21 protein-coding genes are annotated in these 22,199 nt (G+C 73.2%); 4 read left to right on the top strand and 17 right to left on the bottom strand.

The genetic code is table 11. The annotated features are described in order from the left end of the window. Nucleotides 1–73 precede the first annotated feature (73 nt). The 10 genes from OTB20_RS29045 to OTB20_RS29090 form a co-directional block, all read right to left on the bottom strand. Nucleotides 74–1,468: an aldehyde dehydrogenase family protein gene (locus OTB20_RS29045; RefSeq protein WP_267821951.1), complete on the bottom strand. Its 1,395-nt coding sequence runs from the start codon at nt 1,466–1,468 to the stop codon at nt 74–76. 91 nt (nt 1,469–1,559) lie between these two features. Continuing rightward, nucleotides 1,560–2,306, bottom strand: coding sequence for an arylmalonate decarboxylase (locus OTB20_RS29050; protein WP_267821954.1), 747 nt, complete (start codon nt 2,304–2,306; stop codon nt 1,560–1,562). Then, nucleotides 2,307–3,005: a hypothetical protein gene (locus tag OTB20_RS29055; protein ID WP_267718871.1), complete on the bottom strand. Its 699-nt coding sequence runs from the start codon at nt 3,003–3,005 to the stop codon at nt 2,307–2,309. Continuing rightward, nucleotides 3,002–3,850 (bottom strand): SDR family NAD(P)-dependent oxidoreductase, encoded by an 849-nt coding sequence (locus OTB20_RS29060; protein ID WP_267821955.1) that lies wholly within the window; start codon nt 3,848–3,850, stop codon nt 3,002–3,004. Before OTB20_RS29060 ends, OTB20_RS29055 begins: the two co-directional genes overlap by 4 nt. After that, entirely contained in the window at nt 3,847–4,821 is a 975-nt protein-coding gene (locus tag OTB20_RS29065; protein WP_267821957.1) for a hypothetical protein, read from the bottom strand. Before OTB20_RS29065 ends, OTB20_RS29060 begins: the two co-directional genes overlap by 4 nt. Further along, nucleotides 4,818–5,609 (bottom strand): hypothetical protein, encoded by a 792-nt coding sequence (locus OTB20_RS29070; RefSeq protein WP_267821959.1) that lies wholly within the window; start codon nt 5,607–5,609, stop codon nt 4,818–4,820. Before OTB20_RS29070 ends, OTB20_RS29065 begins: the two co-directional genes overlap by 4 nt. A 4-nt stretch (nt 5,610–5,613) precedes the next feature. Beyond that, nucleotides 5,614–6,804 carry an aromatic ring-hydroxylating oxygenase subunit alpha gene (locus OTB20_RS29075; RefSeq protein WP_267821960.1) on the bottom strand — a complete coding sequence of 397 codons (1,191 nt, stop codon included), beginning with the start codon at nt 6,802–6,804 and terminating at the stop codon, nt 5,614–5,616. Between the two features lie 55 nt (nt 6,805–6,859). Continuing rightward, entirely contained in the window at nt 6,860–7,843 is a 984-nt protein-coding gene (locus OTB20_RS29080; RefSeq protein WP_267821962.1) for an alpha/beta hydrolase family protein, read from the bottom strand. Then, nucleotides 7,840–8,643 (bottom strand): hypothetical protein, encoded by an 804-nt coding sequence (locus tag OTB20_RS29085; protein WP_267821964.1) that lies wholly within the window; start codon nt 8,641–8,643, stop codon nt 7,840–7,842. Before OTB20_RS29085 ends, OTB20_RS29080 begins: the two co-directional genes overlap by 4 nt. A gap of 9 nt (nt 8,644–8,652) precedes the next feature. After that, nucleotides 8,653–10,410, bottom strand: coding sequence for a nitrilase-related carbon-nitrogen hydrolase (locus OTB20_RS29090; RefSeq protein WP_267821966.1), 1,758 nt, complete (start codon nt 10,408–10,410; stop codon nt 8,653–8,655). Nucleotides 10,411–10,520: 110 nt separating this feature from the next. Between OTB20_RS29090 and OTB20_RS29095 the strand changes: the two genes are divergently transcribed. Continuing rightward, entirely contained in the window at nt 10,521–10,832 is a 312-nt protein-coding gene (locus tag OTB20_RS29095; protein WP_267822082.1) for a Dabb family protein, read from the top strand. Here OTB20_RS29095 and OTB20_RS29100 read toward each other — a convergent pair. Genes OTB20_RS29100 through OTB20_RS29120 form a run of 5 tightly spaced genes read right to left on the bottom strand, consistent with a single transcriptional unit; the run spans nt 10,805 to nt 17,627 of the window. Next, nucleotides 10,805–12,292 (bottom strand): aldehyde dehydrogenase family protein, encoded by a 1,488-nt coding sequence (locus OTB20_RS29100; protein ID WP_267821968.1) that lies wholly within the window; start codon nt 12,290–12,292, stop codon nt 10,805–10,807. The two genes, OTB20_RS29095 and OTB20_RS29100, sit on opposite strands and share 28 nt — an antisense overlap. After that, the gene (locus tag OTB20_RS29105; protein ID WP_267821969.1) at nt 12,289–13,491 is read right to left on the bottom strand and encodes an FAD-dependent oxidoreductase; all 1,203 of its coding nucleotides are present in this window, start codon (nt 13,489–13,491) and stop codon (nt 12,289–12,291) included. Before OTB20_RS29105 ends, OTB20_RS29100 begins: the two co-directional genes overlap by 4 nt. Continuing rightward, a complete protein-coding gene (locus tag OTB20_RS29110; RefSeq protein ID WP_267821971.1) occupies nt 13,488–15,017 on the bottom strand; it encodes an aldehyde dehydrogenase family protein in 1,530 nt (509 codons plus the stop codon). Before OTB20_RS29110 ends, OTB20_RS29105 begins: the two co-directional genes overlap by 4 nt. After that, nucleotides 15,014–16,297, bottom strand: coding sequence for an acyl-CoA dehydrogenase family protein (locus tag OTB20_RS29115; protein ID WP_267821973.1), 1,284 nt, complete (start codon nt 16,295–16,297; stop codon nt 15,014–15,016). The genes OTB20_RS29110 and OTB20_RS29115 overlap by 4 nt, the downstream gene beginning before the upstream one ends. Before the next feature lie 13 nt (nt 16,298–16,310). Further along, complete coding sequence (locus tag OTB20_RS29120; RefSeq protein WP_267821974.1) at nt 16,311–17,627, bottom strand: flavin reductase; 1,317 nt, start codon at nt 17,625–17,627, stop codon at nt 16,311–16,313. Between the two features lie 167 nt (nt 17,628–17,794). Here OTB20_RS29120 and OTB20_RS29125 point away from each other — a divergent pair, with 167 nt between their 5' ends. Further along, nucleotides 17,795–18,583 carry an IclR family transcriptional regulator gene (locus OTB20_RS29125; protein ID WP_267718885.1) on the top strand — a complete coding sequence of 263 codons (789 nt, stop codon included), beginning with the start codon at nt 17,795–17,797 and terminating at the stop codon, nt 18,581–18,583. Between the two features lie 6 nt (nt 18,584–18,589). Here the strand turns inward: OTB20_RS29125 and OTB20_RS29130 are convergent, their stop codons facing one another. Together OTB20_RS29130 and OTB20_RS29135 are read right to left on the bottom strand one after the other, a co-directional pair. Beyond that, a complete protein-coding gene (locus OTB20_RS29130; RefSeq protein WP_267821975.1) occupies nt 18,590–19,285 on the bottom strand; it encodes a hypothetical protein in 696 nt (231 codons plus the stop codon). Between the two features lie 2 nt (nt 19,286–19,287). Continuing rightward, nucleotides 19,288–20,238: a hydroxymethylglutaryl-CoA lyase gene (locus OTB20_RS29135; RefSeq protein WP_267821977.1), complete on the bottom strand. Its 951-nt coding sequence runs from the start codon at nt 20,236–20,238 to the stop codon at nt 19,288–19,290. A 64-nt stretch (nt 20,239–20,302) separates the two neighbouring features. Between OTB20_RS29135 and OTB20_RS29140 the strand changes: the two genes are divergently transcribed. Further along, the gene (locus OTB20_RS29140; RefSeq protein WP_267821978.1) at nt 20,303–21,496 is read left to right on the top strand and encodes a CaiB/BaiF CoA transferase family protein; all 1,194 of its coding nucleotides are present in this window, start codon (nt 20,303–20,305) and stop codon (nt 21,494–21,496) included. 1 nt (nt 21,497) lies between these two features. Continuing rightward, entirely contained in the window at nt 21,498–22,157 is a 660-nt protein-coding gene (locus OTB20_RS29145; RefSeq protein WP_267821980.1) for an isochorismatase family protein, read from the top strand. Nucleotides 22,158–22,199 lie beyond the last annotated feature (42 nt).

Here is a 22,199-nt window from a genome sequence, read left to right on the forward strand (position 1 = left end):
ACCGCACGCCAAGAGGCGGCGTCCGCCCGGTCCACCGCCGGCGGGCGCCGCCTCTTGGCGTGCGGGGCGCGGCTCAGCCGTGCCGCAGCCGGATCAGCACACGCAGGACGGGGCGCTTCCACCACGGCGAGCGCAGCCGGGTCAGGCCGGACCCGGTCAGGTGCGCGCGGCGTACGGTCACGGCCTGGGCCGAGGTGAACTCCCGCAGCCCCTCCCGCCCGTGCACCCGGCCGAAGCCGCTCGCGCCGTTGCCGCCGAACGGCAGGCCGGGAATGCCGCCGAAGGTCAGGACGCCGTTCACCGACACCATGCCCGCCCGCAGGCGCGCGGCGACCGACTCGTCCGCCGAGCGGGAGAAGACGGCGGCGCCCAGCGCCTGCGGGACGGCGTTGGCGAGCGTGAGGCCCTCGTCCAGATCCCGTACCAGCCGTACCACCGCCACCGGCCCGAAGGTCTCCTCCTGTACCGCGGGCCGGCCCTCGGGGACATCGGTCAGCACCAGGGGATCGACAACCCCGGACGTGCGGAACGACTCGGGGCCGCCGAAGAGGAAACGGCCGCCGTGGGCCGTCGCGTCCTCGACGTGGACGCGCACCACCTTCTCCTGCTCTCCGGTCGTCAGACGGCCGTAGTGGAGTCCGGCGCGCACCGGCGCCAGTTCCGCCGTCAGCGCCGCGAGGAACTCCTCGCCGACCGCCCGGGCCACGTAGATCCGCTCCACCCCGGCGCAGGTCTGCCCGGCGTTGGAGAAGGCGCCCCACACGGCGGCCCGGGCCGCGGCCCGTACGTCCGCGTCCGCGGCCACGATCAGCGCGTCGTTGCCGCCGCACTCCAGCACCACCGGCGTGAGGGAGTCGGCGCAGGCGGCCATCACGGCCCGGCCGGTCCGCGTCGAACCGATGAAGGCGACCTTGTCCACGCCCGCCCGGCACAGTGCCTCCCCGGCCCGCGCCCCTCCGGTCAGCAGCCGCAGGGTGCCCGCCGACCCCGGGTTGGCCCGTTCGAAGGCGTCGACCAGCGCCCGCCCGGTCTCCGTCGTGTGCTCGCTCGGTTTGAACACCGCGGCGTTCCCCGCCGCCAGTACGCCGGCCAGCACGCCCAGCGGTGTCAGGGCCGGGTAGTTCCACGGGCCGATCACGCCGACGACCCCCAGCGGCCGGCGCTCCACCCGCGCCCGGTGCTCCGCGGCAAGCAGCCCCGGCGACACCCTGCGCGGGCGCAGGGTCCGGCGCGCGCGGCGGGCGGTCCAGGCCAGGTGTTCCAGACCGACCAGCAGTTCGAGTTCCGCGTCGGCCGCCGGTTTGCCGGTCTCCTCCCGGATGGTGGCGACGAGAGCGGCCCGCGAGCGCGCCAGCTCGGCGGCCCACCGGCGCAGCCGGTGCTCCCGCTCGCCGAAGGTGAGCGCGCTCCAGTCGGCCGCGGCCTCGCGGGACCGCGCCGTCATCCGGTCGACCTGTGATGCGTTCATGGTGATTTCAGCTCCCTGGCCGGGCGGCGGGCATGGGTGACCCCCGGGCGCCGCGCCGCGGCCGGCCCCCGGGGGCTGTGCGGACGCGCCGTCAGTGCTCGCGCAGTAGCGTGCCGAAACCGTGCAGCGTGTCACGGCAGCCGTTGTCCCGCAGCGCCATCCACCACGTGGCGGCGTTGATGGCGATAACGGGCAGGCCGAGCCAGCGTTCCGCCTCGTCCGCGAGTGAGACCATCGACAGGTTCGTCCCGCACTGCACGATCGCCTCGACGCCCGGCAGTGCCGCCAACTGCGCGAGGGCGGTGCGTAGTTCGGCCTCCGGTACATGGGCGATGGACACGGCCGTCGGGCAGCGCAGGCCCTTGATGCCCGCCACCTCGAAGCCCAGCTCGGTGAAGAACCGGTCGACGTTGGCGTCGCCGACCGGCTGGTACGGGGTCACCACGGCGATGCGCCGTGCCCCGAAGAGGCGCAGGGCCCGCTCGCAGGCCTCGGCGCCGGTGGCCACCTGGAGGCCGGTGATGTCGTGGATCTGCTGGACGAAGGCCCGGTTGCCCTCGACGCCGCCCCAGAAGGTCTCCGCGCTCATGCCCATGACCATGTACTCCGGCTCGCAGGTCAGCACCCGCTCGCAGGCTGCGCCGATTTCGTCGCGGATCTGCTCCAGCAGCCGTTCCATGCCGGAGTCCTCGGCCATGTTCTGATCGCGGATGTGGATGCGCGAGAAGTGCGCCGTCACACCCGGTACGGACATGCGGGAGAAGTCGGGTTCGACGATGGTGTTGGTGCTGGGGGCGATCACGCCGAACTTGCGCCGCCAGCCGAGACTGTCCGTCATTCACGCCGCCGATCGGGTCGGGGTGGTGGGGGATGGGGGGAGAGCGCGGCGGTGGCGTTTGGCCAGCCGCCACGCGAGCAGGGCGAAGGCCCCCTGGGTAAGGGTGTTCGCCGACTGCTCCACCCACTGCAGAGCCACGCTCTGGTCGGGACGGGCCGCCAGCGGCCCCAGTACGTACATGCCGGTGAGCCAGAGTCCGCCCGCCGTCGCCGCCGCGGTATCCCCGTGGGAGCGGGCGAGCAGGATGAGCCGGACGCCGCAGACGGTGACGGCCACGATGGTCAGCACCATCAGCGGCGCCGTCGACCCAAGGAGCAGCCCCGCCGCGCCGGCGGCCAGCCAGACCGCGGCGAACCCCCACAGCGGCGGAGGCGTCCGGCCGGCCGCCGGCTCGCGTCCGTTCGCGGGCAGCGTGAGCAGCGCGTGGGCGAGCAGCAGGAACCCGGCCGACAGGCACGGGAACAGCGCCTTGTTCATGACCTGGACGTTGGGACCGTCCAAGGCCACCACGAGCTTCCAGGTGGCTTTCGAGAGTCCGCCGAGGAGGACCAGCGCCGTCCCCGCCGCTGCGATCCGGCCGGTGCGCACGGCGTGGCCGCGCAGCGGCCTGACCAGCAGGGCGGCCCCGACACCCGTCAGGAGGACCGGGACGAAGTCCTCCACCGCGAGCGACAGTGGATAGTCCAGGGCCGCGTTCACGAAGTCCCCTCCCGCTCCTGCGCGGCCGACGATGCCTCGGGTAGCGCCTCGGGCAGGACCGACCGCTTGCGCAGCGCGGCCGCGGCGAAGCGCCCGGCCACCTTGCGGCGCGTCAGCCACGCCACCCGGCGGCCGTTGGCCGTACGGTCGGCCAGCACCCGGTCCGCCAGCCACGGGGTGACCGTCTCCACCCGGTCGGCGAGGATGTTGAGCACGGCCCGGGCCTTCGCGTACTCGTCCGGGGTGTAGTCGTGCAGCAGCAGGTCGGTGACCACGATCCCGGGCGACAGCAGCAGCGCTCGGACGTCATGGGGTCGGGCGTCAGCCTCCTTGCGGAGGTCGGCCGCCAGGGCGCCGGTGAGGTAGCTGACGGCGCGCTTGCTCGCCCCGTACACGCTGAGCCCGGGCATGATCCGCCCGTCGGAACCGAAGCCCTCCATGTTCCACACGCGGCCGCTGCCCTGGCGCAGGAAGCGCTCCGCCGCGACGGCGCTGCCGTTGACGACGCCGCGCAGATTGACCGCCGTCACGCCGTCGGCCTCGTGCGGGCCGAGGCTCCACAGCGGTCTGCGCGCCGTGGTCGCCCCGGCGTTGTTGATCCACACGTCGACCCGGCCGAAGGCCCCCTCGGCTGCCGTCCACAGGCCGGCCACCTGCTCCCGGTCGGTCACGTCCGCCACATGGCCGACTGCGTGCGCCCCGCCCCCGAGGCTCTTGAGCGCGGCCTCCACACCCGCCGCGTCCCGCCCGCAGACGGCGACCCGGCAGCCGCGGTCGAGGAACGCGCGGGCCAGCCCGTGCCCGATGCCCCGGGTGCCGCCCGTAATCACTACCGTCGAGGTCACGACGCGGCCTCCCAGTCGAGTACCCCGTGCAGGACGGCGGCCAGCGCGTTCCCGCCGAACAGCTCGTACGTCACGGCCATCCGACCGCCCGCCGCCATCGCGGGGCGCGCGTCGAGGACGAACTCCCGCCCGCGCACGCGGTGCACGTCCCCGCCGGTGAAGTGCCACAGCGGGAAGTTGGCCCGGCCGAACGCCTGCGCGTTGCCCCAGGCATCCGGGCCCTCCCAGAACTCGCGGGTGCCGTCGCGCCGGCGCTCCACCGTGAAGGACCGGTCCAGGCCGGCCCCGCGCCAGGTGACGTGATGCCGCGCGCGCAACAGGTCCACGGGCCGTACGGCGATCTCCACCTCCACGTCCCCGAGGTGCTTCTGCTCCGCGCTCCACAGCTCGCACGAGCCCGTGAAGCTGCCGGGTCGTTTCGTGGGCAGGATCCACGGCACCGGCCCAGCGTCCGTCTCGGCCGCCACGTGTCGTGCGACGTGTGCGCGGGTGGCCTCGTTGTCGTCGTGGTCGGTGGTGCGGACGTACACGCCGTTGAAGCAGCCGATCACGGTCCAGCCTTGGTAAAGCACCGAGGAGTAGACCTGGGTCAGCCCGTCCGGCAGGACGTGGTTCCAGGTGTTGAGGGCCACCTGCCAGCCCGGCCCGTAGTAGTGGGCGTCGACGAAGGAGCCGTAGGGCTGCCCGCTGCCGTGGAAGTCGGGGCCGGTGTAGAGGCGGTTGTCGTCGGCGTCGGTCACCGCGAAGGCGAACGGCGCGGCGAGCTGGAAACGGCCGGCGAGCGGGCCGCCCTGCAGGAGGCCGCCGTCCATCCGGTAGACGGTCTCCCCGTCGGTGAACTCGGAGGAACGGCGGATGTCCTCGTACCCGCACCAGGTGCCCTGTGCGTCGAACAGCGAGGGCCGGCCGTGCCATTCCCCCGCGATGCGCTGCTGCCACTCGCTCGGCTCGGGCCCGGAGACGTCGCTCATGCCCCGGCCTCCTCGGCCGGCAGTCTGCCGGTGGTCAGCAGCCCGCGCAGGCCGTCGGTGGCGGCCGTCCCCAGCAGCCGGTCCACCTGTGCCCAGACGGGGTCGATCTCCCGGCTGAACAGGGCTTGGCGCAGCCGCCGGTCGCGTACCGCCGCGTCGCCCTCCTTGGCCTCGCCGGCGGCGCCGGCCGGGAAGGCGCGGGTGAGTTCCAGCCAGTGCCGCAGGTACGCCTCGGCGACGGGGGTGATGGCCCGCAGTGCGGCCTCGTCGGCGCGGTGGACGAGCATCCACGGCGACATCAGGGAGCGCTGGCGGGGGCTGATCGCCGCCGGGGTGAGGCCGGGTATCTCCGAGGCCCGGGCGAACGGCGCCGTGAGCGGCCCGTACACGAGGTCCGCGTACGCGGGGCTCACGGCGAGGTCGACGCGCTGGACCAGGTCCAGGTGGAAGGCGTACCCGCCGCCCGCCTGGACGGAGTCGAGGGTGAAGTGCGGCAGCGGGGAGTCCGCGGCGCCGAAGGCGAACACCATGTGGCTGTCGAGGCCGAAGGCGGGCACGACCAGGGAGACGGTGACGACCGCGTCGACCCCGCCCTGGCCCCCGCCGCGGAAGTACCGTACGGAGCCCACCGGATCGGGGGTCGCCGGGGTGGTCAGCGCGGCCCAGGGCGTGGGCCGCTCTTCGAGCGCCGTCCCGGCCAACATCGCGTCCAGGACGGTTCGGGACAGCCGGGCGGCGGGGGTCGCGCCGTCCGGGGCGGCGTCGGGTGCGGGTGCTGAGGACGTCATGCGGCTACTCCTTCTCACTGGCCGGTGCCGGGGACTGGGCCCCTTCGACCGTCGGGTGGAATCCCTGGGCCTTCTGCTCCCAGGCGCGGGCCAGCTCGGGGACCGCGCGCCGGCCGGGGGAGGCGATCACGGTGGCGCTGCGCGCCGGGACGTCGCCGATGATGCGGTCGGCGTCGCTCACCGCCCAGCCCTTGGCGGCGAGTTCCTGGCGGCGCCTGCGGTAGGCGACGGAGATCATGTCGGAGCGCAGGTGCAGCTCGGCTCCGAGGTCGGCGGGCAGCAGCTCGGGGCGGGTCCCGTCCACGACCGGGGCGTCCTGGTCGAAGATCCCCAGGACCCGCTTGCGGGCGTTGTTGTCCGCCCAGTCACCGGTGAAGAAGTCGCGCAGCGCCACCCACTTCACCAGGGTGGTGGTCTCGTCCACGGGGATGTTGGTGTCGTAGATGATCATGTTGCCGAGCGGTAGCCGGACATGCAGTTTGATCATGTTGGGCAGCATCCAGCCCGCCGTGGTCACCACCGGCGGCCGGTCCTTGCCCCGGGACCTGCGGTCCGTGTACAGCTTGGCCCACAGCCCCTTGGCGGCGGGCGGGTTCAGGGCCACGGTGGCGAAGGCCGACCACTCGTCCGGCTGCTCGACCGTGTACTCCTCGACCTCCGGCCGGTCCGGGTTGCCGAAGGCGCCCGCGTGCACGAAGGGAGTGTGCGCGATGTCGCAGCCGTTCTCCAGGATCCGCTCGTAGTTGGAGTGCCACAGGTACTCGCCGGTCACCGCCTTGAACCGGCCGCCGTCCTGGACCAGGTCGTCGAACTCGGGCCAGTACGGGATCGGCGGCCGCTCCTCCTCGGGCAGATCGCCCAGGAACACCCAGACGAAGCCGTACCTCTCCTGCACGGGGTACGAGTCGACCCGCGCCTTCTTCGGTATGCCCCGGCCCGGCTGGTTCGCGGGAATCGCGGTGCAGGCGCCGGCGGGATCGAAACGCCAGCCGTGGTACGGGCACACCACGCAGTCGTCCTTGAGAGTGCCCGCCGACAGCGCGGCCCCGCGGTGCGCGCAGAGGTCCGACAGCGCGACCGGATTCCCGGCCGCGGTGCGGTACAGCACGAGGGACTGGCCGAGGCAGACGACCTTCAGCGGCTTGCGGACGACACGGTCGCAGAACTCGACCGCGTACCAGAAATTCTTCAGCATCGGATGGGCACCTCGCGCTCCGCTAGCGTTTCGACAAGGAAATGAGGAGTGGACATCAGCGGCGCAGCACGGAGACCAGTCCCGGATGCGGCGGCGCCAGCAGCGCGCCGTAGGCCCTGGTGTCCGCGGGGGACGGCCGCTCAGGGAGGGTCGCCGCGCAGAACGCGGCCGCGAGGCGGCCGATGAGGGCGCGCGCCTGGTCCCTGCCCGCCCGCGGCGCCTCCAGGAAGCTCCGGGCGCTGGTCGCGTCCACGGGATCGCAGATCGTGAAGTGGCCCGCCCCGGCGATCTTGACCCAGGCGTGCGCGCCGCCGGCGTCGGTCAGGGCGTCGTGGAAGGTGCGGGCGACGGGGTCGGCGATGGCGGCCGGGGCCGCTCCGTAACGGTCAGTGCTCGCGGCGACCACCCCGTCGTGCTCGCCGGACATCAGCAGGACCGGAACCTCCGCGCCCACCGGCAGGACCGTCCCCGGCGGATGGCCGAGGGCCGCCGCCACCAGCGTGTGGGCGCCGTACGTGAACACCCCGCGCAGCCCCGGTACGTGGGCGGCAGACTGCAGCGCCACTGTGCCGCCGGCCGAGTGGCCGCCCACCACCACCCGCTCCGCGTCCAGCAGACCCGCCAGCGGGGAGGCGGGGGCCCGTTCGGCCAGGGCGGCGAGCACCGCGCCGATCAACGGCGTCGTCGCCCGGCTGCCGTACGCGCCGGGGCCGCAGGCCTCCAGGTCGATGCCCGGCGTCACTCCGTGGCTCCCGCCGAACAACTCCCCGACCAGCTCGGGCGTTACCACGACGAAGCCCCGGCCGGCCAGCAGTACGGCGAGCCACCGGTAGGAGTCGGCGGGCACGTTGATGCCGGGCAGCAGCACGACGACCGGGAACGGGCCGCTCCCGGCGTCGGCCGCGACCACCCCGGTCAGCCGCTCGGCGTCGGACCCGGTGGCGCGGGCGGGGTAGAAGACCCGCAGGTGCGCGGTGTCGAAAGGCTCCTTGAGACCGGGTACCCGGCAGGCCCACCAGAGGGAACGGACCTCGTTCACGAGGGCCTCGGCAGGCCGCGGTCGCCGCCCCACAGGGCCCGTACCAGCCGGTCGGTCGTCCGCTCGCCGAAGTACCGTACGGCCATCACGTTCGCCGGGTCACGCTCCACGATGTTGCGGCGGACCGCCAGGTCGGCGCCGGCCAGCTCCTCGCGTTCCCCGGCCGGCACCGCCTCCGCCTCCTCCACCCAGGCGAGCCAGCGGTCGACGTGCTCGTGCAGCAGGCGGCGGACCAGCTCGATGTGCCGTGCGTCGCGGGGCATGGAGTAGCAGTAGGCGGTGGGGGAGAGGCTGCCGCGGATGAACCCGGAGCGGCTGGTGAACCAGGACAGGTCCTTGTACTCCTCGCGTACCGCGAGCCACTCCTCCTCGGCGGGGGCGTAGTAGCGGTCGTAGTAGTCGCCGTCGGCCACCAGGCTGGCACGCGGCACAGAGTCGAGGTAGAACCAGCCACCGGGCCAGCACAGCAGGGCGATCCCCAGGTGCGGGACGCGGACGTGCGGGCCCAGCCAGACGGTGAGGTGGAGGTTGACGAAACCGTGCTCGGGGTCGCCGACCCAGGAGTGGATCATCCAGTCCACCTCCGGGCCGCTGAAGCCGGCCAGCGAGCCCCGCGGGCCGCCGGTCTCACCGAAGGACTCCAGTTCCTCGGTGGAGGGGTCCCGGTGCAGTTCGAAACGGGCCGCGATCTTCTTCTTGAGCTCGCCCAGCAGCTCCTGCCACTGCACGAAGGTCCCGGTCACATCGGTGGCCGGGGCCTCGTCCGTCATGTCCTGTACAGCCTTGAGTGTCTCTGACACGTCGCTCCTTCACTGACCGGGTAGGGGGTGGGGAACGGGGCTCGGGCCCGGGGCGGGAGGCCGCGGAGACACCAGGGCGTTGGCCAGCTTCCAGGGGCGGCCGTCGACCAGGTCCGTACCGCGCGACACCAGCCGCCTCTCGGCCTGGCGGGGGCGGACCGGGGCGAGGGTGAGGCCGGGGCCGGCAGCCGTGGTGGCGGGCGTGCTGATGGTGCCGTCGAAGGGGCTTTCCCGGGAGCGCCACAGGCCGAACTCCACGGGCAGGGCGTGAATGGCGCCGGCGTCGTGGCCTGCGGTGACGAGGTTGATCCGGTTCTCTGCCGCCCGCTCGGGCAGACCGAGGGCAGTCTCCCAGGGCTCGGCCGTGCCGAGGCAGACCGCCGCGGTGTCCACTCCCATAAGCGCTGCGAGGCGGAGCGTCTCCGGCTGGGCGGCGTCATCGCCCAGGACGACCGCGACCCGGCCCCAGGGCGTGTCGTGGGTGAGCAGCGCCTCCGCTTCACCCGCGCGGGCCCAGCCGTCGTGCCGCCTGCTCTCGTGCAGCTGGCGCTGGGTCAGCACCGGCCCATCGCGGTCGAGCAGCACGGCGCCATGACCGTCTGGCAGCGGGATCGTACAGGCGAGGTACGCCGGACTGCCCTCCAGCGCGGCGCGCAGGGCCAGCAGGACGGCCTGGCCCTCCTCGGTATCCGGCCGCCGCGGGCTGGTGCGAACGCCGCTGGGGTGCCAGAACAGTTCGGGCAGCACGATCAGAACCGCGCCGCGCCCCGCGGCCCGGCGGGCCAGTCGCGCGGCGTCCGCGACGGCTGCGGGGCCGTGGCCGGACGGCCGCACGACCGCGGCTCCGACCTGCTCGGCACGGGTCCCGGTGAAGGTGGGGGCGGGGGCGGGCGGGGAGGCGATCGGCAGGTAGAGGGCGGGCCGCCGCACCGCGAACACGTCCGTGCCGTCCGTCCGGCGCTTGTCGGCGGCCGCGGCCGGCCGGATGTCGGCGACCACAACAGCCTCCCCGCGCCGGGGACCCTTGGCGACGACCGTGCCGTCGGGAGCGACGATCTGGCTCTCGCCCGCCCCGTCCAGGGCCTCCGGCGGCACCCCCATAGCGGCGCTTATCGCGCCGATCCGGTCGGCTGGGAGCAGCGGGCCGACCTTGTTGGCCGCGATCACCCACACCCGGTTCTCCGCGGCGCGTACCGGGATGTGCAGCGCCGCCTCGTCCAGGGCAAAGGAGTTGAGGCTGTTGAGCAGCAGGTGCGCCCCGCGCAGGGCGAGCCCCCGGCACACCTCCTGGATCACTCCTTCCATGCACGAATACAGCCCGACGGGCCCCAGGGCGGTGGCGATGACCGGTCCGGCCTCGATGGCGGGGTCCAGATGGTCGTTCTCACTTCCCATCAGGACCTGTTTCTCCGCCGTTCCGGTCAGAGCGCCGTCCGGCCCGTAGAGCATGCTGGCCGCCGTGATGCGCTCCGCGCCAGGGACCCCGGAGGCCAGCGTGACGTGGATCTTGACGTAGACGCCGTGGCGGGCGGCGCGTTCGGCCACCGGCGCCAGGAAGTCGTCCCCCGGCCGGCAGGCCGCGGCCAAGGCCTGCTGCCGGTCGTCGTACCAGGACAGGTGATTGCAGAACTCCGGCAGGACCACGAGAATCGCGCCTTGCTCCACCGCGGCGTCGATCATCCTGAGACAGGCGGCCAGATTGGCCCTCCGGTCCCGGCCCACGGCGAACTGGGCGGCCGCGACGCGGAACGTGCGCGCTTCGTCCATGGTGAACTCCATTGGTTCCTCTAGCGGAACAGCGTTTCCCGAACATACACTCGGTGGCCCCACCGCGACAGGGGAAGCGACATCGAGCCGAAGGAGCAAGTGCCTTGCTGGTGCACGTCGTTCTGATGCGATTCACCGATCCCGCCCGCGCCCCGGAGGCCGCTGAAAGGCTGCGGGGCCTCGACGGCGCCGTGCCCCAGATCCGGTCCCTGAGCGTCGGCCTCGACGTCACCGGCTCCGACGTCTCCTACGACCTCGTCCTCACCACCCGCCACGCGGACGCCGGCCAGCTCGCCGCCTACCAGCGGCACCCCGAACACCAGGCGCTGGCAGCATGGCTGACCCCGCTGCTCGCCCACCGCGCCGTCGTCGACCACCTGGAACCGACACGTCGTCAAGTTCCGGGACCGCCGACCGGATAGGCCCCCGGCGCCATGCCCCCGCCCCCTGTCCGGAAGGCGGCCGGTGCGTGCGTGAGCACCGGCTGTACGTACTCCATCAGCCCCTCGGCACCGTACTCGCGGCCGTGTCCGCTGCCCTTGACCCCGCCGAAGGCGGCGCGCAGCGCCATCCCCGTCCGGTTGTGGGTGTTCACGAAGCGGAAGCCCGCGTCGAGCCGGGCCGCCAGTGCGAAGGCCCGTGGCTCGTCTGCGCTCCACACGGATGCCGCCAGGCCGTACGGTCCGGCGTTGACCCGGTCGACGAGCTCGTCCTCGTCCTCGTAGGCCAGAACGGGGAGAGCCGGGCCGAACTGCTCCTCGCACACCAGCGGCGCGTCCTCCCTGAGCCCCAGAAGCAGCGTGGGACGCACGAAGTGGCCGCCGGAGAGGTCCGTACCCGGCTGTACGGTCCCCAGCTCGACGGCGCTGCCGCCGCGCGCCCGGGCGTCGGCGATCAGCCCGCGGACCCGGTCCGCGGCCGCCGCGGAGATCACCGGCCCCACGGTGGTGCGGGCGGCCAGCGGGTCCCCCAGCCGCAGTACGCGTCCGGCCGCCGCCACGTACCGCTCCACGAAGGAGTCCAGCCCGGCTCGCGGCGCGTAGATCCGCTTGGCGGCCATGCACACCTGACCGGCCGTCGCGAAACTCGCCAGGACCAGCCGGTCCATGTCCGTGTCCGTCAGCGTGGCGTCGTCCAGCAGCACAGCGGCGTCGTTTCCGCCGAGCTCCATCGTGGCCGGTGTCAGCGCCCGCGCGGCGGCCGCGCCGACCGCCCGGCCCGCCACCGCCCCGCCGGTGAAGGACAGCTTGCCCACAGCCGGATGGCCGGCCAGCCGCAGCGCGGCCTCCGCGTGTCCGTGGCATACCCGCACCGCGTCCGGCGGAAGTTCGCGGGCGGCGCCCTCCAGGAACGCCGAGACGGCCAGTGGGGCCAGCGGCGACGGCTTGACGACCACCGTGTTGCCCGCGGCGAGCGCGGGGGCGAGCTTGACGGCGGTCAGGATCACCGGGGCGTTCCACGGGGTGAGCGCGGCGACCACCCCGTACGGCCGGAAGTCGCGCTCCAGCCGGCCCTGGGCGTCGTCGACCGTGCGCCGCACCAGCAGCGGCGGAGCGTGCTCGGCATACCAGCGCAGCACGGCGCAGGCATAGCCCACCTCGCCCCGGCAGTCGGCGAGCGGCTTGCCGGACTCCCGCGCCAGCAAAGCCGAGAGGTCCCCGGTGGAGGCCTCCAGTCCGGCGGCTATCCGGGTCAGCGCCGCCGACCGGTCCGAGCCGGCCGTCCGGGCCCAGCCGGGCGCCGCGGCGGCCGCGGCCTCAACGGCGGCGTCCACCTCCGCTTCGCTGTGGAGCCGCACGCTCCCCACGGGGCGCGCCGTGCACGCCGGATTCTCCACCGTGATGGCCGCCCCGATCCCGCCCGCCTCCCACGGCAGTGTCACCGTGACCACCGCACGCCGCGCAGCGAGTCGATCATCGAACTGCGCAGCAGTGACCGCCGTGCCGCCGCCGGGTCCGCGGCCGTCGCCCGCAACTCTGCCGCGAGCGCCGCCCGTTCTTCCGGATCCCGGGTGCGCAGCCGCTCCCAGTTCCCGTGCGTCTCGGCCCCGACGTAGCGCAGCGCGCAGGCGCGGCGTTCCTCGGCGCAGTCCGACAGCTCCTCGTCGGACCCCGCGCCCGTCAGGAGGTCTGTCAGCGCGCGGCCCATCAGTACGGCGTCGTGGATCCCGCTGTTCATGCCCATGCCGCCCAGCGGGTTGTTCACGTGCGCGGCGTCCCCGCACAGCAGCACCCGGCCGCTGCGAAAGGTCCCGGCCACCCGCTGGTGGACGCGGTAGAGACTGGCGTGGGCGAGGGCGGGGCCGCCCGGATGCGCGGTGATGTCAAGCAGTCGGCCGGGCAGGCGCGCCAACTCGCTCCGGTCGGACGTGCCGGCCGGCGTGGGCAGCAGGACCCGCCAGTGGTCGGGGGTCTGCAGCAGCACCATCCACTCGTCGGGATCCAGCACGTAGGCGATGGGTGCCAGGTCGGGCAGGACGGCGCCGGGATCCTCGTCCAGCGAGGCGACAAGGAACCGCTCCGGGTAGGTGATGCCGTGGAACTCGGCCCCCACCGAGCGGCGTACGGCGGAGTGCGCCCCGTCCGCGCCCACCAGCCAGCTGCCGAGCACCCTGCTCCCGTCGGAGAGGACCGCGCAGACGCCCCGCGAGGTCCGCTCCACTTCGGCCACCCGCGCCCCGAAGCGCACCTCGCTGTCGGGAAAGCGGCCCAGCGCGTCCACGAGCAGCGGCGTCAGCTTGTTCTGCTCGCACTGGAGCCGGAAGGGGTAGGGGGTGTCCTCGGACAGCAGCGACAGGTCGAGGGTCGCGACGGGCCCGGTCCGCCGGTCGCGGAACTGGAAGGAGCCGGCGATCAGCCCGCGCGCCAGGAGCGCGTCCACGACGCCCAGTTCGGCCAGCATCTCCAGCGTGGGCGGATGGAAGGTGGAGGCCCGGGACTCCGTCGCCAGCTCTGCCCCCGCCTCCAGCACGGTCACGGGCACGCCCCGGCGGGCCAGGACCAGCGCGGCCGTCAGGCCCACCGGGCCGGCTCCCGCCACGAGGACCCGGTCGGCGGCGGGCGTCTGCCGGGTGGCGGTCACCGGTTCTCTTCCCGCCCGTGCGCCGTGCGCGGGGTGAAGTCCGCTTCCACGCCCGTCACCCGGGTGCCGGTGAAATGCAGCAGGGTCTCGGCGCTGCCCTCGTCGACCAGGCCGGACGCCCCCCAGGCCGGGCGGGGCGTGTCCAGGTGGAGGCTCATCACCGAGGACCCGTTCACCTTTACCTCCCCGGCGGTGATGTGGGCAGCCACGCGCAGCCCGTCGTCGGGGTCCGCGGCGCACACGTACCCCTCCAGGCCGTAGCCGGTGGCGTTGGCCAGGTGTAGGGCCTCCTCCTCCCGCTCGTAGGTGTGCACGGCGGCCACCGGGCCGAACAGTTCCCGGCGGGTCGCCTCCTCGGGCGCTCCGGTGATCAGCAGCGGCGCGAAGTGGCTGCCGCGTTCCGGCACCTTGGTCCACGTGTTGGCCTTGGCGCCGGCGGTGGTCAGGGCGTGCACGCCTGCCGTCAGGGTCGCGTGGTGGCGGGAGTGGGCGAGCGGTCCGTAGCCGGTGCCCAGGGCCAGGGGGCCGCCCGCCCGCAATGCGGCGAGCTCGCGGCCTGTGGCCTCCAGCACCTCCGGTGCCAGGTCGGCGGGCAGGATCAGCCGGCCCAGCCCCCGGCACCACTGGCCGTTGAGTGCCGTCAGCAGTTCGGCGGCCATCCGGCCGGCTACCACCGGGTCGGATCCCGGCAGGACGAGCAGCGGGTTGTTGCCGCCCAGTTCGAGCTGCACGGGCTTGAGGGACTGACCGCAGACGGCGCCGATCCTCCGGCCCGCCTCGGTCCCCCCGGTGAAGGAGACGACGCGGATCCGCTCGTCGGCCACCAGGCGGGCTCCGGTCGCGGCGTCCCCGTGCAGCAGTTGCAGGACGGCCGGCGGCGCCCCGGCCGCCGCCAGACCCAGGGCGGCGGACTCCACCAGCAACTGGGTTCCGTACGGGCTGATTTCCGGCGCCTTGACGACCACCGGGCAGCCCGCGGCGAGCGCACTGGCCGCCTTGTGGGCCGCCATCGGCGCGGAGGCGTTGTAGGGGAGCACGCACAGGGCGGGACCGAGCGCGGCGCGCCGCACCAGCACCGGGCGTCCGCCGTGACCCGTGACCGTGCGCCGCAGCAGTCCGGCGCGCAGCTGGGCCGCCGCGATGTGGAAGGCCCCCGAGAGGATGACCCCCAGGCGGGTCGTCTGGGCGAGCGGCACACCGGTGGCGAAGGCCTCCGCCGCCACGATGCGCTCCACCGATCCTTCGACCGCGGCGGCCGCGCTTTCCAGCGCCCGGGCGCGGTCCTCGTCCGGCAGACCGCACCAGGCCCCGGAACGGTGGAGCGCGGCGGCCGCCGCCAGTGCGGTTTCGATCCGCTCGGCGGAGCTGGCGAAGGCCGGCCGGATCCGGTCGCCGGTGTCCGGGTCCTCCAAGTCGAAGCCGAGGCGCAGCTCGCAGGGCTGCCATGTCCCCTCGACGAAGTCGCTCGTGGCAGGCAGGGTGACGGGCGCACCGGCGGAATCGGGGAGACGGGGTACGAGGGTCACTGGCTCTCTCCGAGCGTAGCGAACAGCGCGTTCTCCTGCGCATCGGTGGCGATCTTCGCCGCCTCCAGGCGGCCACGCTCGGCGGGGAAGGTCATCACGAGGCCCATGGCCAGGTCGCGCAGGGTGCGGCCGATGACGCCGTCCAACCGTGCCTCTGAGGTGCCAGACGCCTTCAGGGCGCCCAGGGCGACGCCGAAGCAGGCCTCGGTGACCGCGCCCTTGCCCAGCCGCCACTGGCTGAACACCTCTGACTTGGGCCTGATCGGGGGCTCGGAGGTCTCCAGTTCGAGCTGGCGCCGCAGCCACTGGTAGGCCGTCTCCAGGTTTTGGGTCATGTCCCCGATGAGGACCTGGTGCATGGGGGAAGAGGCGATGGGCCGGCCGGTGTCGGCGAAGGTCTTCCTGGTCAGCAGGTCCAGCGTGTAGTCGTAGACGGCCTGTGCGGCGCCGGTGTAGACGGCTGCGATGGCGAGCTGGTTGCCCACGAAGCTGCCGCGGCTTACCTGGAGCATGCGCGTGAAGGCCCCCGGCACGGTCAGGGCGTCGGGGTCGGCGACGAAGACCTCGTCGAGCCGGATGCCGTGGTTGGCGCTGCCGCGCATGCCGAGGCCGTTCCAGTGCGGGCGGGAGGACACCCCGGCGGCGTCGCGCGGCACGAGGAACATGGCCAGGCCGTCCGCGGTCTGCGTCTTCTCCAGCCGGGCGGTGACCAGGTAGATGTCGGCGACTCCGGTCGCGCAGCCGAAGGACTTCTCACCGGTGAGGACCCAGCCGCCCTCGGTACGGGCGGCTGTGGTCGCAATGGATATGTTCGCGGCGGCGCTCTTGGCCGACTCGCTGGCGAAGTTGGCGAGCCAGGAGCCTGCCGCCATCGTGGTCAGGACCCGCTCGGCGAAAGCGGTGACGGCGGGCGTCTCCTCCTGGGTGAACAGGCCCGCGCGGATGGCCTCCAGGGGCAGCAGACCGCGCGAGGCACTGGTGTTGTGGAAGAAGAAGGCGAGCGCAGTGGAGGGGCAGGCAGTGCCCATGGCGTAGGTGGCTGCCGCGAGGTCGCGCAGACCGCCCCCGATCCCGCCGTACTTCTCGGGCACGACGAGCCCGAGCAGGCCGGCCTCTCGCAGCAGCCCGGTGTGACCCGCCGGGAAGGCGGCCTGCGCATCGGCGTCGGCGGCCGCCGCCCGCAGGGCAGGCAGTACGGATTCGACGCGCTCGGCGCGGGCCCGCTCGGCCGGCGTCATGCGGTCGACGAGCTGCGCGCCAGTGAGTTGATGTGTGGTCATCGGCATTGACTCCTTACTGGGATTCCGGGCCGCGGGAGGCGGCTGCCCGGGCGGGGGAGCAGGGTGCGGGCGCGGCGGGCGGTTGCCGTCGCAGCACACCCAGTTCGGCGCGCAGGGCCCGTACCGCGGCGATGTCCAGGGGGGCCGCGACGCCCATGCGGGAGCAAAGCAGCACGAGCCGCTCGGTGGCCAGCAGGCCGCCGTGGCCGCCGAGGGCGGTGTCGAAGCACCTGACCCCGCTCTTCATCCCGGTCAGGGCGTTGACCAGGCCGAGGCCGTGGTCGTCGCGCAGCGCGAGGCGCAGGGGCACGGGCCCGGCCGCGGGGATCGCGTCCTGGAGCAGTCGGCGCAGTGCCAAAGGTGATGCTCCGTCCGCATCGTCGTGGCCCTCTGCGGGTTCCTCCAGGACGATCTCCCCGCAGCCGGCGGCGGCCAGCCGCTGCACGGTCAGCAGGCCGGCGCGGGCCGCCCCCGGGCGCAGCGCGTCGCGTATCCGGGCGACCACGAGGGTGTCCGGGTGCCCGGCGCCGTTGACCGCCCGGACCGCGTGGACGGCCTCCCCGCCGGTACCGTCCGGTGCGACGGTGAGCTCGACGGCGGGGCAGCCGGCCTCGGCGGCGGCGACGGCGGCCGAGGCGTTGTCGACGTGGACCGAGGAGCAGCTCATACCGGCGGCCCCGGCGCCGGCCGTTCCTGCGCCGTCGAGCGATGTGAGGCGCACCCGTACGCCCGCCCGCCGCAGCGCGTGGGTCAGGCGAGCGGTGTGCGGCGCTGCCACCGCGTCGGTCAGGCCGGTGTCGGCCAGGTCCACGCGGTCGGGGAGCGGATCCGCGAGCTGCCCCCAGGAGCGCGAGTGGAACAGCAGCGGGGAGGTGATGCGCGGTACTCCCGCTGCCACCACCTCACCCAGGAAGATGGAGTGGTCCCCGCCGGGGTAGCGGTGCAGGACGCGGCAGTCGACCCAGGCCGCCGAGTCCGTCAGCACGGGACTGCCGGTGGCGCCGGGCAGCCAGTCGCCCGCCGCGAAGCGATCGGTGACCCCCGGCTCCATGCCCGCGAACCTGCGTCCCAGTGCGAGGTGGTCCCGGCCCAAAACGTTGACGGCGAACACCCCGTTGCGTATGAGGAGATCGTGGGAGCGGATCCCCTGGTCCAAGCAGACCAGGACGAGAGGTGGTGCGAGGCTGACGCTGCTGAACGAGCTCGCCGTCATGCCGTGCCAGCCCTCCTCGCCGGCCGTGGTGACGATCCCCACGCCGCTGGGCCACCGGGACAGCACCTGACGGAAGGTCGATTCGTCGATGACGGTCGTCATCGCACCCCCGCTCAATTATGTTTCCTCTAGTGGAACACTGTATCCATGAGCGTAACGACGGTCGCGTCGCGGTGTCAACGAATCCACCCGCCCCGGGATCACTGTTTCCCCTGGGGAAATCGACGTTATGCTTTTGCCAAGTCGGGGGACGGCCTCGAAACCATCGCGCAAAAGGGGCACCTGTGACCGAGGAGACGAGCAGCAGCAGGTCCATCGCCGCAGTCGAGCGCGCCATGGACGTGCTGCTGATGTTCGGCCGCAGCGGCCGCCCCGACCTCGGTGTCACCGAGATCGCCCAAGAACTGGACATCACCAAGGCCGCCGTGCACCGCGTCCTCACGGCCCTGCGCAACCGCGACCTGATCATCACGGATCCCGTCACCCGCCGCTACGCCCTCGGACCGGCCGCCATCTCCCTCGGCCGCGCCTACTTGGCGCGCACCGACCTTCGGGTCCTCGCGGCCCCGGAGCTGCGCCGGCTCGCCGCCCAATGCGGGGAGACCGCCACCCTCTCCATCCGCCGCGGCGACACCAGGCTCTACGTCGACCAGGTCGTCCCCGAGCAGGAGCTGCGTATGGAGGTGGCCCTCGGGATCCCGCTCCCCCTGCACGCGGGCAGCTCCTCCAAGGCCTTCCTCGCCTTCCTGTCCGACGCCGAGATCGAGACCTACCTCGAACGCCACCCCCTGGACGCGGTCACCGACCGGACCATCACCGACCCCGAGCGCATGCGCAAGGAGCTGTCCGCCATCAAGCGGCGCGGCTACGCCATGTCGGTGGGGGAGCGGCAGAGCGGTTCCGCCTCGCTCGCCGCGCCCGTCTTCGGACACGACGGCCATGTCATCGCGGTGGTCAGCCTGGCCGGCCCGCAGTCCCGGTTCAAGCCGCGCCTGGCCGAGTGCGCCCCGCTGCTCATGGCGAGCGTCGAACGGCTCTCGGCCGAGTTCGGGTACCGGCCAGGGGTCCGGTGACCCGCCTCAGAGGTCGGCCCCGGGCTTGAGCACCCCCAGCGCCGCGGCGGCCAGGACGCACGTCCAGATCCCCGCCACGTACGGGACACAGCCATTGACTGCCCGACGCAGCGTCCGCTCGACCCCGTCGCCTCCTCCCGAGCCCGCCAGGTCGCGGAACGCGGCCCCGAACGGGCGCAGCGTCAGCCGGATGCCCAGCCCGCAGGCGATCGCCGTCGCATACAGCAGGACCTTGGCGCCCAGCCAGCGGGGATCGGTCCGCACCCCGAACGGCTCCGCGGCCAGCAGGGTGTAGAGCCCGACGCCCCACAGTGAGGCCGTCAGTGCGACGCGTATCGCCCAGTCCGCTCGGCGTATCCAGGGGCGGCGGCCCGGACGGTGGTGCTCGCGCACGGTCAGCCACAGCCAGAGCGCCGCGAACACCCAGGTCGCCCCCGCGGACCAGCCGTTGAGCAGGCGCTGCGCCCCGTGCGGCTCCAGCGCCATGAGCGTGATTCCGCTCGGCAGTATCAGCACCAGGCAGATCTTCGGGCCGAGATCCAGCACACTCATGATCGACAGCGCCGTCGAGCGGGCGGCGACGGGCAGGCCCGGCTGCAGGACGTACCGGCTGGAGACGTAGACGCCGAGGTCGCCGCCCAGCCAGAAGACGAATAGCAGGATGTGGAGCAGGATCCACCATCCGTGCGGATGCGCTCCCATGTCTACTCCTCCCCCCGCTCGCCGCTGCGCCCGGACCCGGGGAAGGGGCCTGCCCGGCCCAGCAGGGCGGGCACCTGGATGCCGAGCACGGTGCCCAGCCAGGTCCCCGCCGCAGCGGCCGATTCCAGGTCGATGCCCGGTTCCAGGCCCATCCGCCGCAGCAGGTAGACCAGGTCCTCGGTCGCGATGTTGCCGGTGGCGGCCGGGGCGAAGGGGCAGCCGCCGATGCCGCCGAGGGAGGAGTCGAGCCACGCCGCACCGGCCGCGGCGGCTGCCACCGCGTTCGCATAGCCGGTGTTGCGCGTGTTGTGGAAGTGGCAGCGCAGGACCACTCCGGGCGCCTGTTCCCGTACCGCCGTGAGCAGCCGGGTGACCGCGTCGGGGGCGCCCACGCCGATGGTGTCGGCGAGGACGATCTCCTCGGCGCCCGACTCCGTGGCGATCCGGGCAAGTTCGGCCACGGCCGACTCTGCGGTCTCCCCCTCGAAGGGGCAGCCGAACGCCGCCGCGATGGTCAGTGAGCGCCCGATCCCCTCCGCGTGGGCGCGGGAGGCGATCCCCTCCCACGCGGCCAGCGCCTCGCGCGTGCCTATGCCCTGATTGCGGCGCGAGAACGCGTCGCTCGCCACCACCACGTAGTTGACCTCGTCCACGCCGCTCGCACTCGCCCGTTCCATGCCGCGGGCGTTGAGCACCAGGCCGCTGTAGCGAACACCGTCCGGGCGCTTGAGCAGTCCCATCACCTCCTCCGCTCCCGCCATCTGCGGCACCCGGCCGGGATGGACGAAGGCCACCGCCTCCACCCGCCGCGCGCCCGCGGCCACCGCCCGCTCGATCAGGGCCACGCGCTGCGCCGGGGACAGTGCACGCACCTCGTTCTGCAGTCCGTCACGCGGGGCCACTTCCACCACGCCGGGACCAGTGAGCGGCTTGGCCGCCAAAGAGTTGTCCATGCGTCATATTCTGTCGCGTCGATTCCTCTAGCGAAACAGTGTTTCCCAAACTTACACTCGCCGTATGAGTGGACCCCTCTCCGACATCCGTGTCATCGAGACCGGCACCCTGCTTGCCGGTCCCTTCTGCGGCCAGCTCCTCGGCGACCACGGCGCCGAGGTCATCAAGCTCGAGGACCCCGGACGCGGCGACCCCATGCGCCAGTGGGGACGCGAACGGCCCTACGGCAAGTCCCTGTGGTGGCCGGTCGTCGCACGCAACAAGAAGTCCGTCACCTGCAACCTGCGCCGCGAGGAAGGCCAAGAACTGGTCCGCCGCCTCGTCGCCCGCGCCGACGTCCTCGTGGAGAACTTCCGCCCCGGCACCCTGGAACGCTGGGGCCTCGGCTTCGAGGAGCTCCGCGCCATCAACCCCGGCCTCGTCATGGTCCGCGTCACCGGCTACGGACAGGACGGCCCGTACGCGCCCCGCGCCGGCTTCGGCTCCATCGGCGAGGCCATGGGCGGCATCCGCCACATCACCGGCGAACCCGACCGCCCCCCGTCCCGCGCCGGCATCTCGCTCGGCGACGCCCTCGCCGGCACCATGGCCGCGTACGGCGCCGTCATGGCCCTGCACGCCCGCACCCGCACCGGAACCGGCCAGATCGTCGATTCCGCGCTCTACGAAGCAGTCCTCGCCTACATGGAGTCCCTCCTCCCCGAATGGGAGGTGGGCGGCTACCAGCGCGAACGCACCGGCCCCGTCCTCCCCAACGTCGCTCCCAGCAACGTCTACCCGACCGCAGACGGAGCCGCCGTCCTCATCGCCGCCAACCAGGACACCGTCTTCCGCCGCCTCACCGAGGTCATGGACCGCGCCTACCTGGCCGAGGACCCCCGCTACGCCACGCACACCGCGCGCGGAGCCCACCAAGGCGAGCTCGATGACGTCATCACCACCTGGACCGCCGGGCACGACGCGGCCACCCTGCTCGGCGCCCTGCACGCCGCCGGTGTCCCGGCCGGCAAGACCTTCACCGCCGCCGACATGCTCGCCGACCCGCACTTCGCCGCCCGCAACGCCATCGTCCGCCTCCCGCACCCCGACTTCGGCGAGATCCCCATGCAGAACGTCGTCCCGAAACTCTCCGGCACCCCCGGCGCCGTACGCTGGGTGGGCCCCGAACTCGGAGCCCACAACGACGAGGTGTACGGCGACCTCCTGGGCCTCACTGGGGAAGAGCGTGAGAAGCTCACCGCGGACGGAGTGATCTGACGTGGCCGACACGCCCCTCGCCGATGACTACGAAGCCGCCGGATTCGGCCGCCGCATCGGCTGGGGCGAACACCCCGCCGTCCTCCTCGTCGACCCCGTCCAGGCCTACGCCGTCCCCGACAGCCGCCTCTACCTCGACACGGCGGAACCGGCCCTGCACGCCATGGCGCACCTCGTCCGCGCCGCCCGCCGCACCCAGTTTCCCGTCATCTTCACCGCCGTCCACTACGACGACGAACCGAGCTCCCACGCACCGCACTTCGCCCGCAAGGTGCCCAGCCTCGACGCCTTCCGCGCGGGCAACCCCCTCGCGGCCTTCACCCCGCTCTGCGCCCCGCAACCGGGTGAGATCGTCATCCACAAGCACTACCCGAGCGCCTTCTTCCAGACCCGGCTGCGCGACGTCCTCACGGTCCTCGGCGTGGACACGCTCGTCATAGGAGGGTTCTCCACCAGCGGCTGCGTGCGGGCCACCACCTTGGACTCACTTCAGTACGGGCTGCGCCCCATCGTCGTGCGCGACGCCGTGGCCGACCGGGACACCGGTCCCCACGAGGGCAATCTCTTCGATCTCGACTCCAAGTACGCCGACGTGGTCGATGTCGGCGTGGCCTGCCGCCGCCTGGGGGACCCCGTGCACCCCCGCCCCGGGCGGATCTGACGGCCGTCATCCGACACGGTCCCGGCTCTCCGGTCCCAGCCC

This window comes from Streptomyces sp. H27-H1 (assembly GCF_026627445.1).
Classification (GTDB): Bacteria; Actinomycetota; Actinomycetes; order Streptomycetales; family Streptomycetaceae; genus Streptomyces.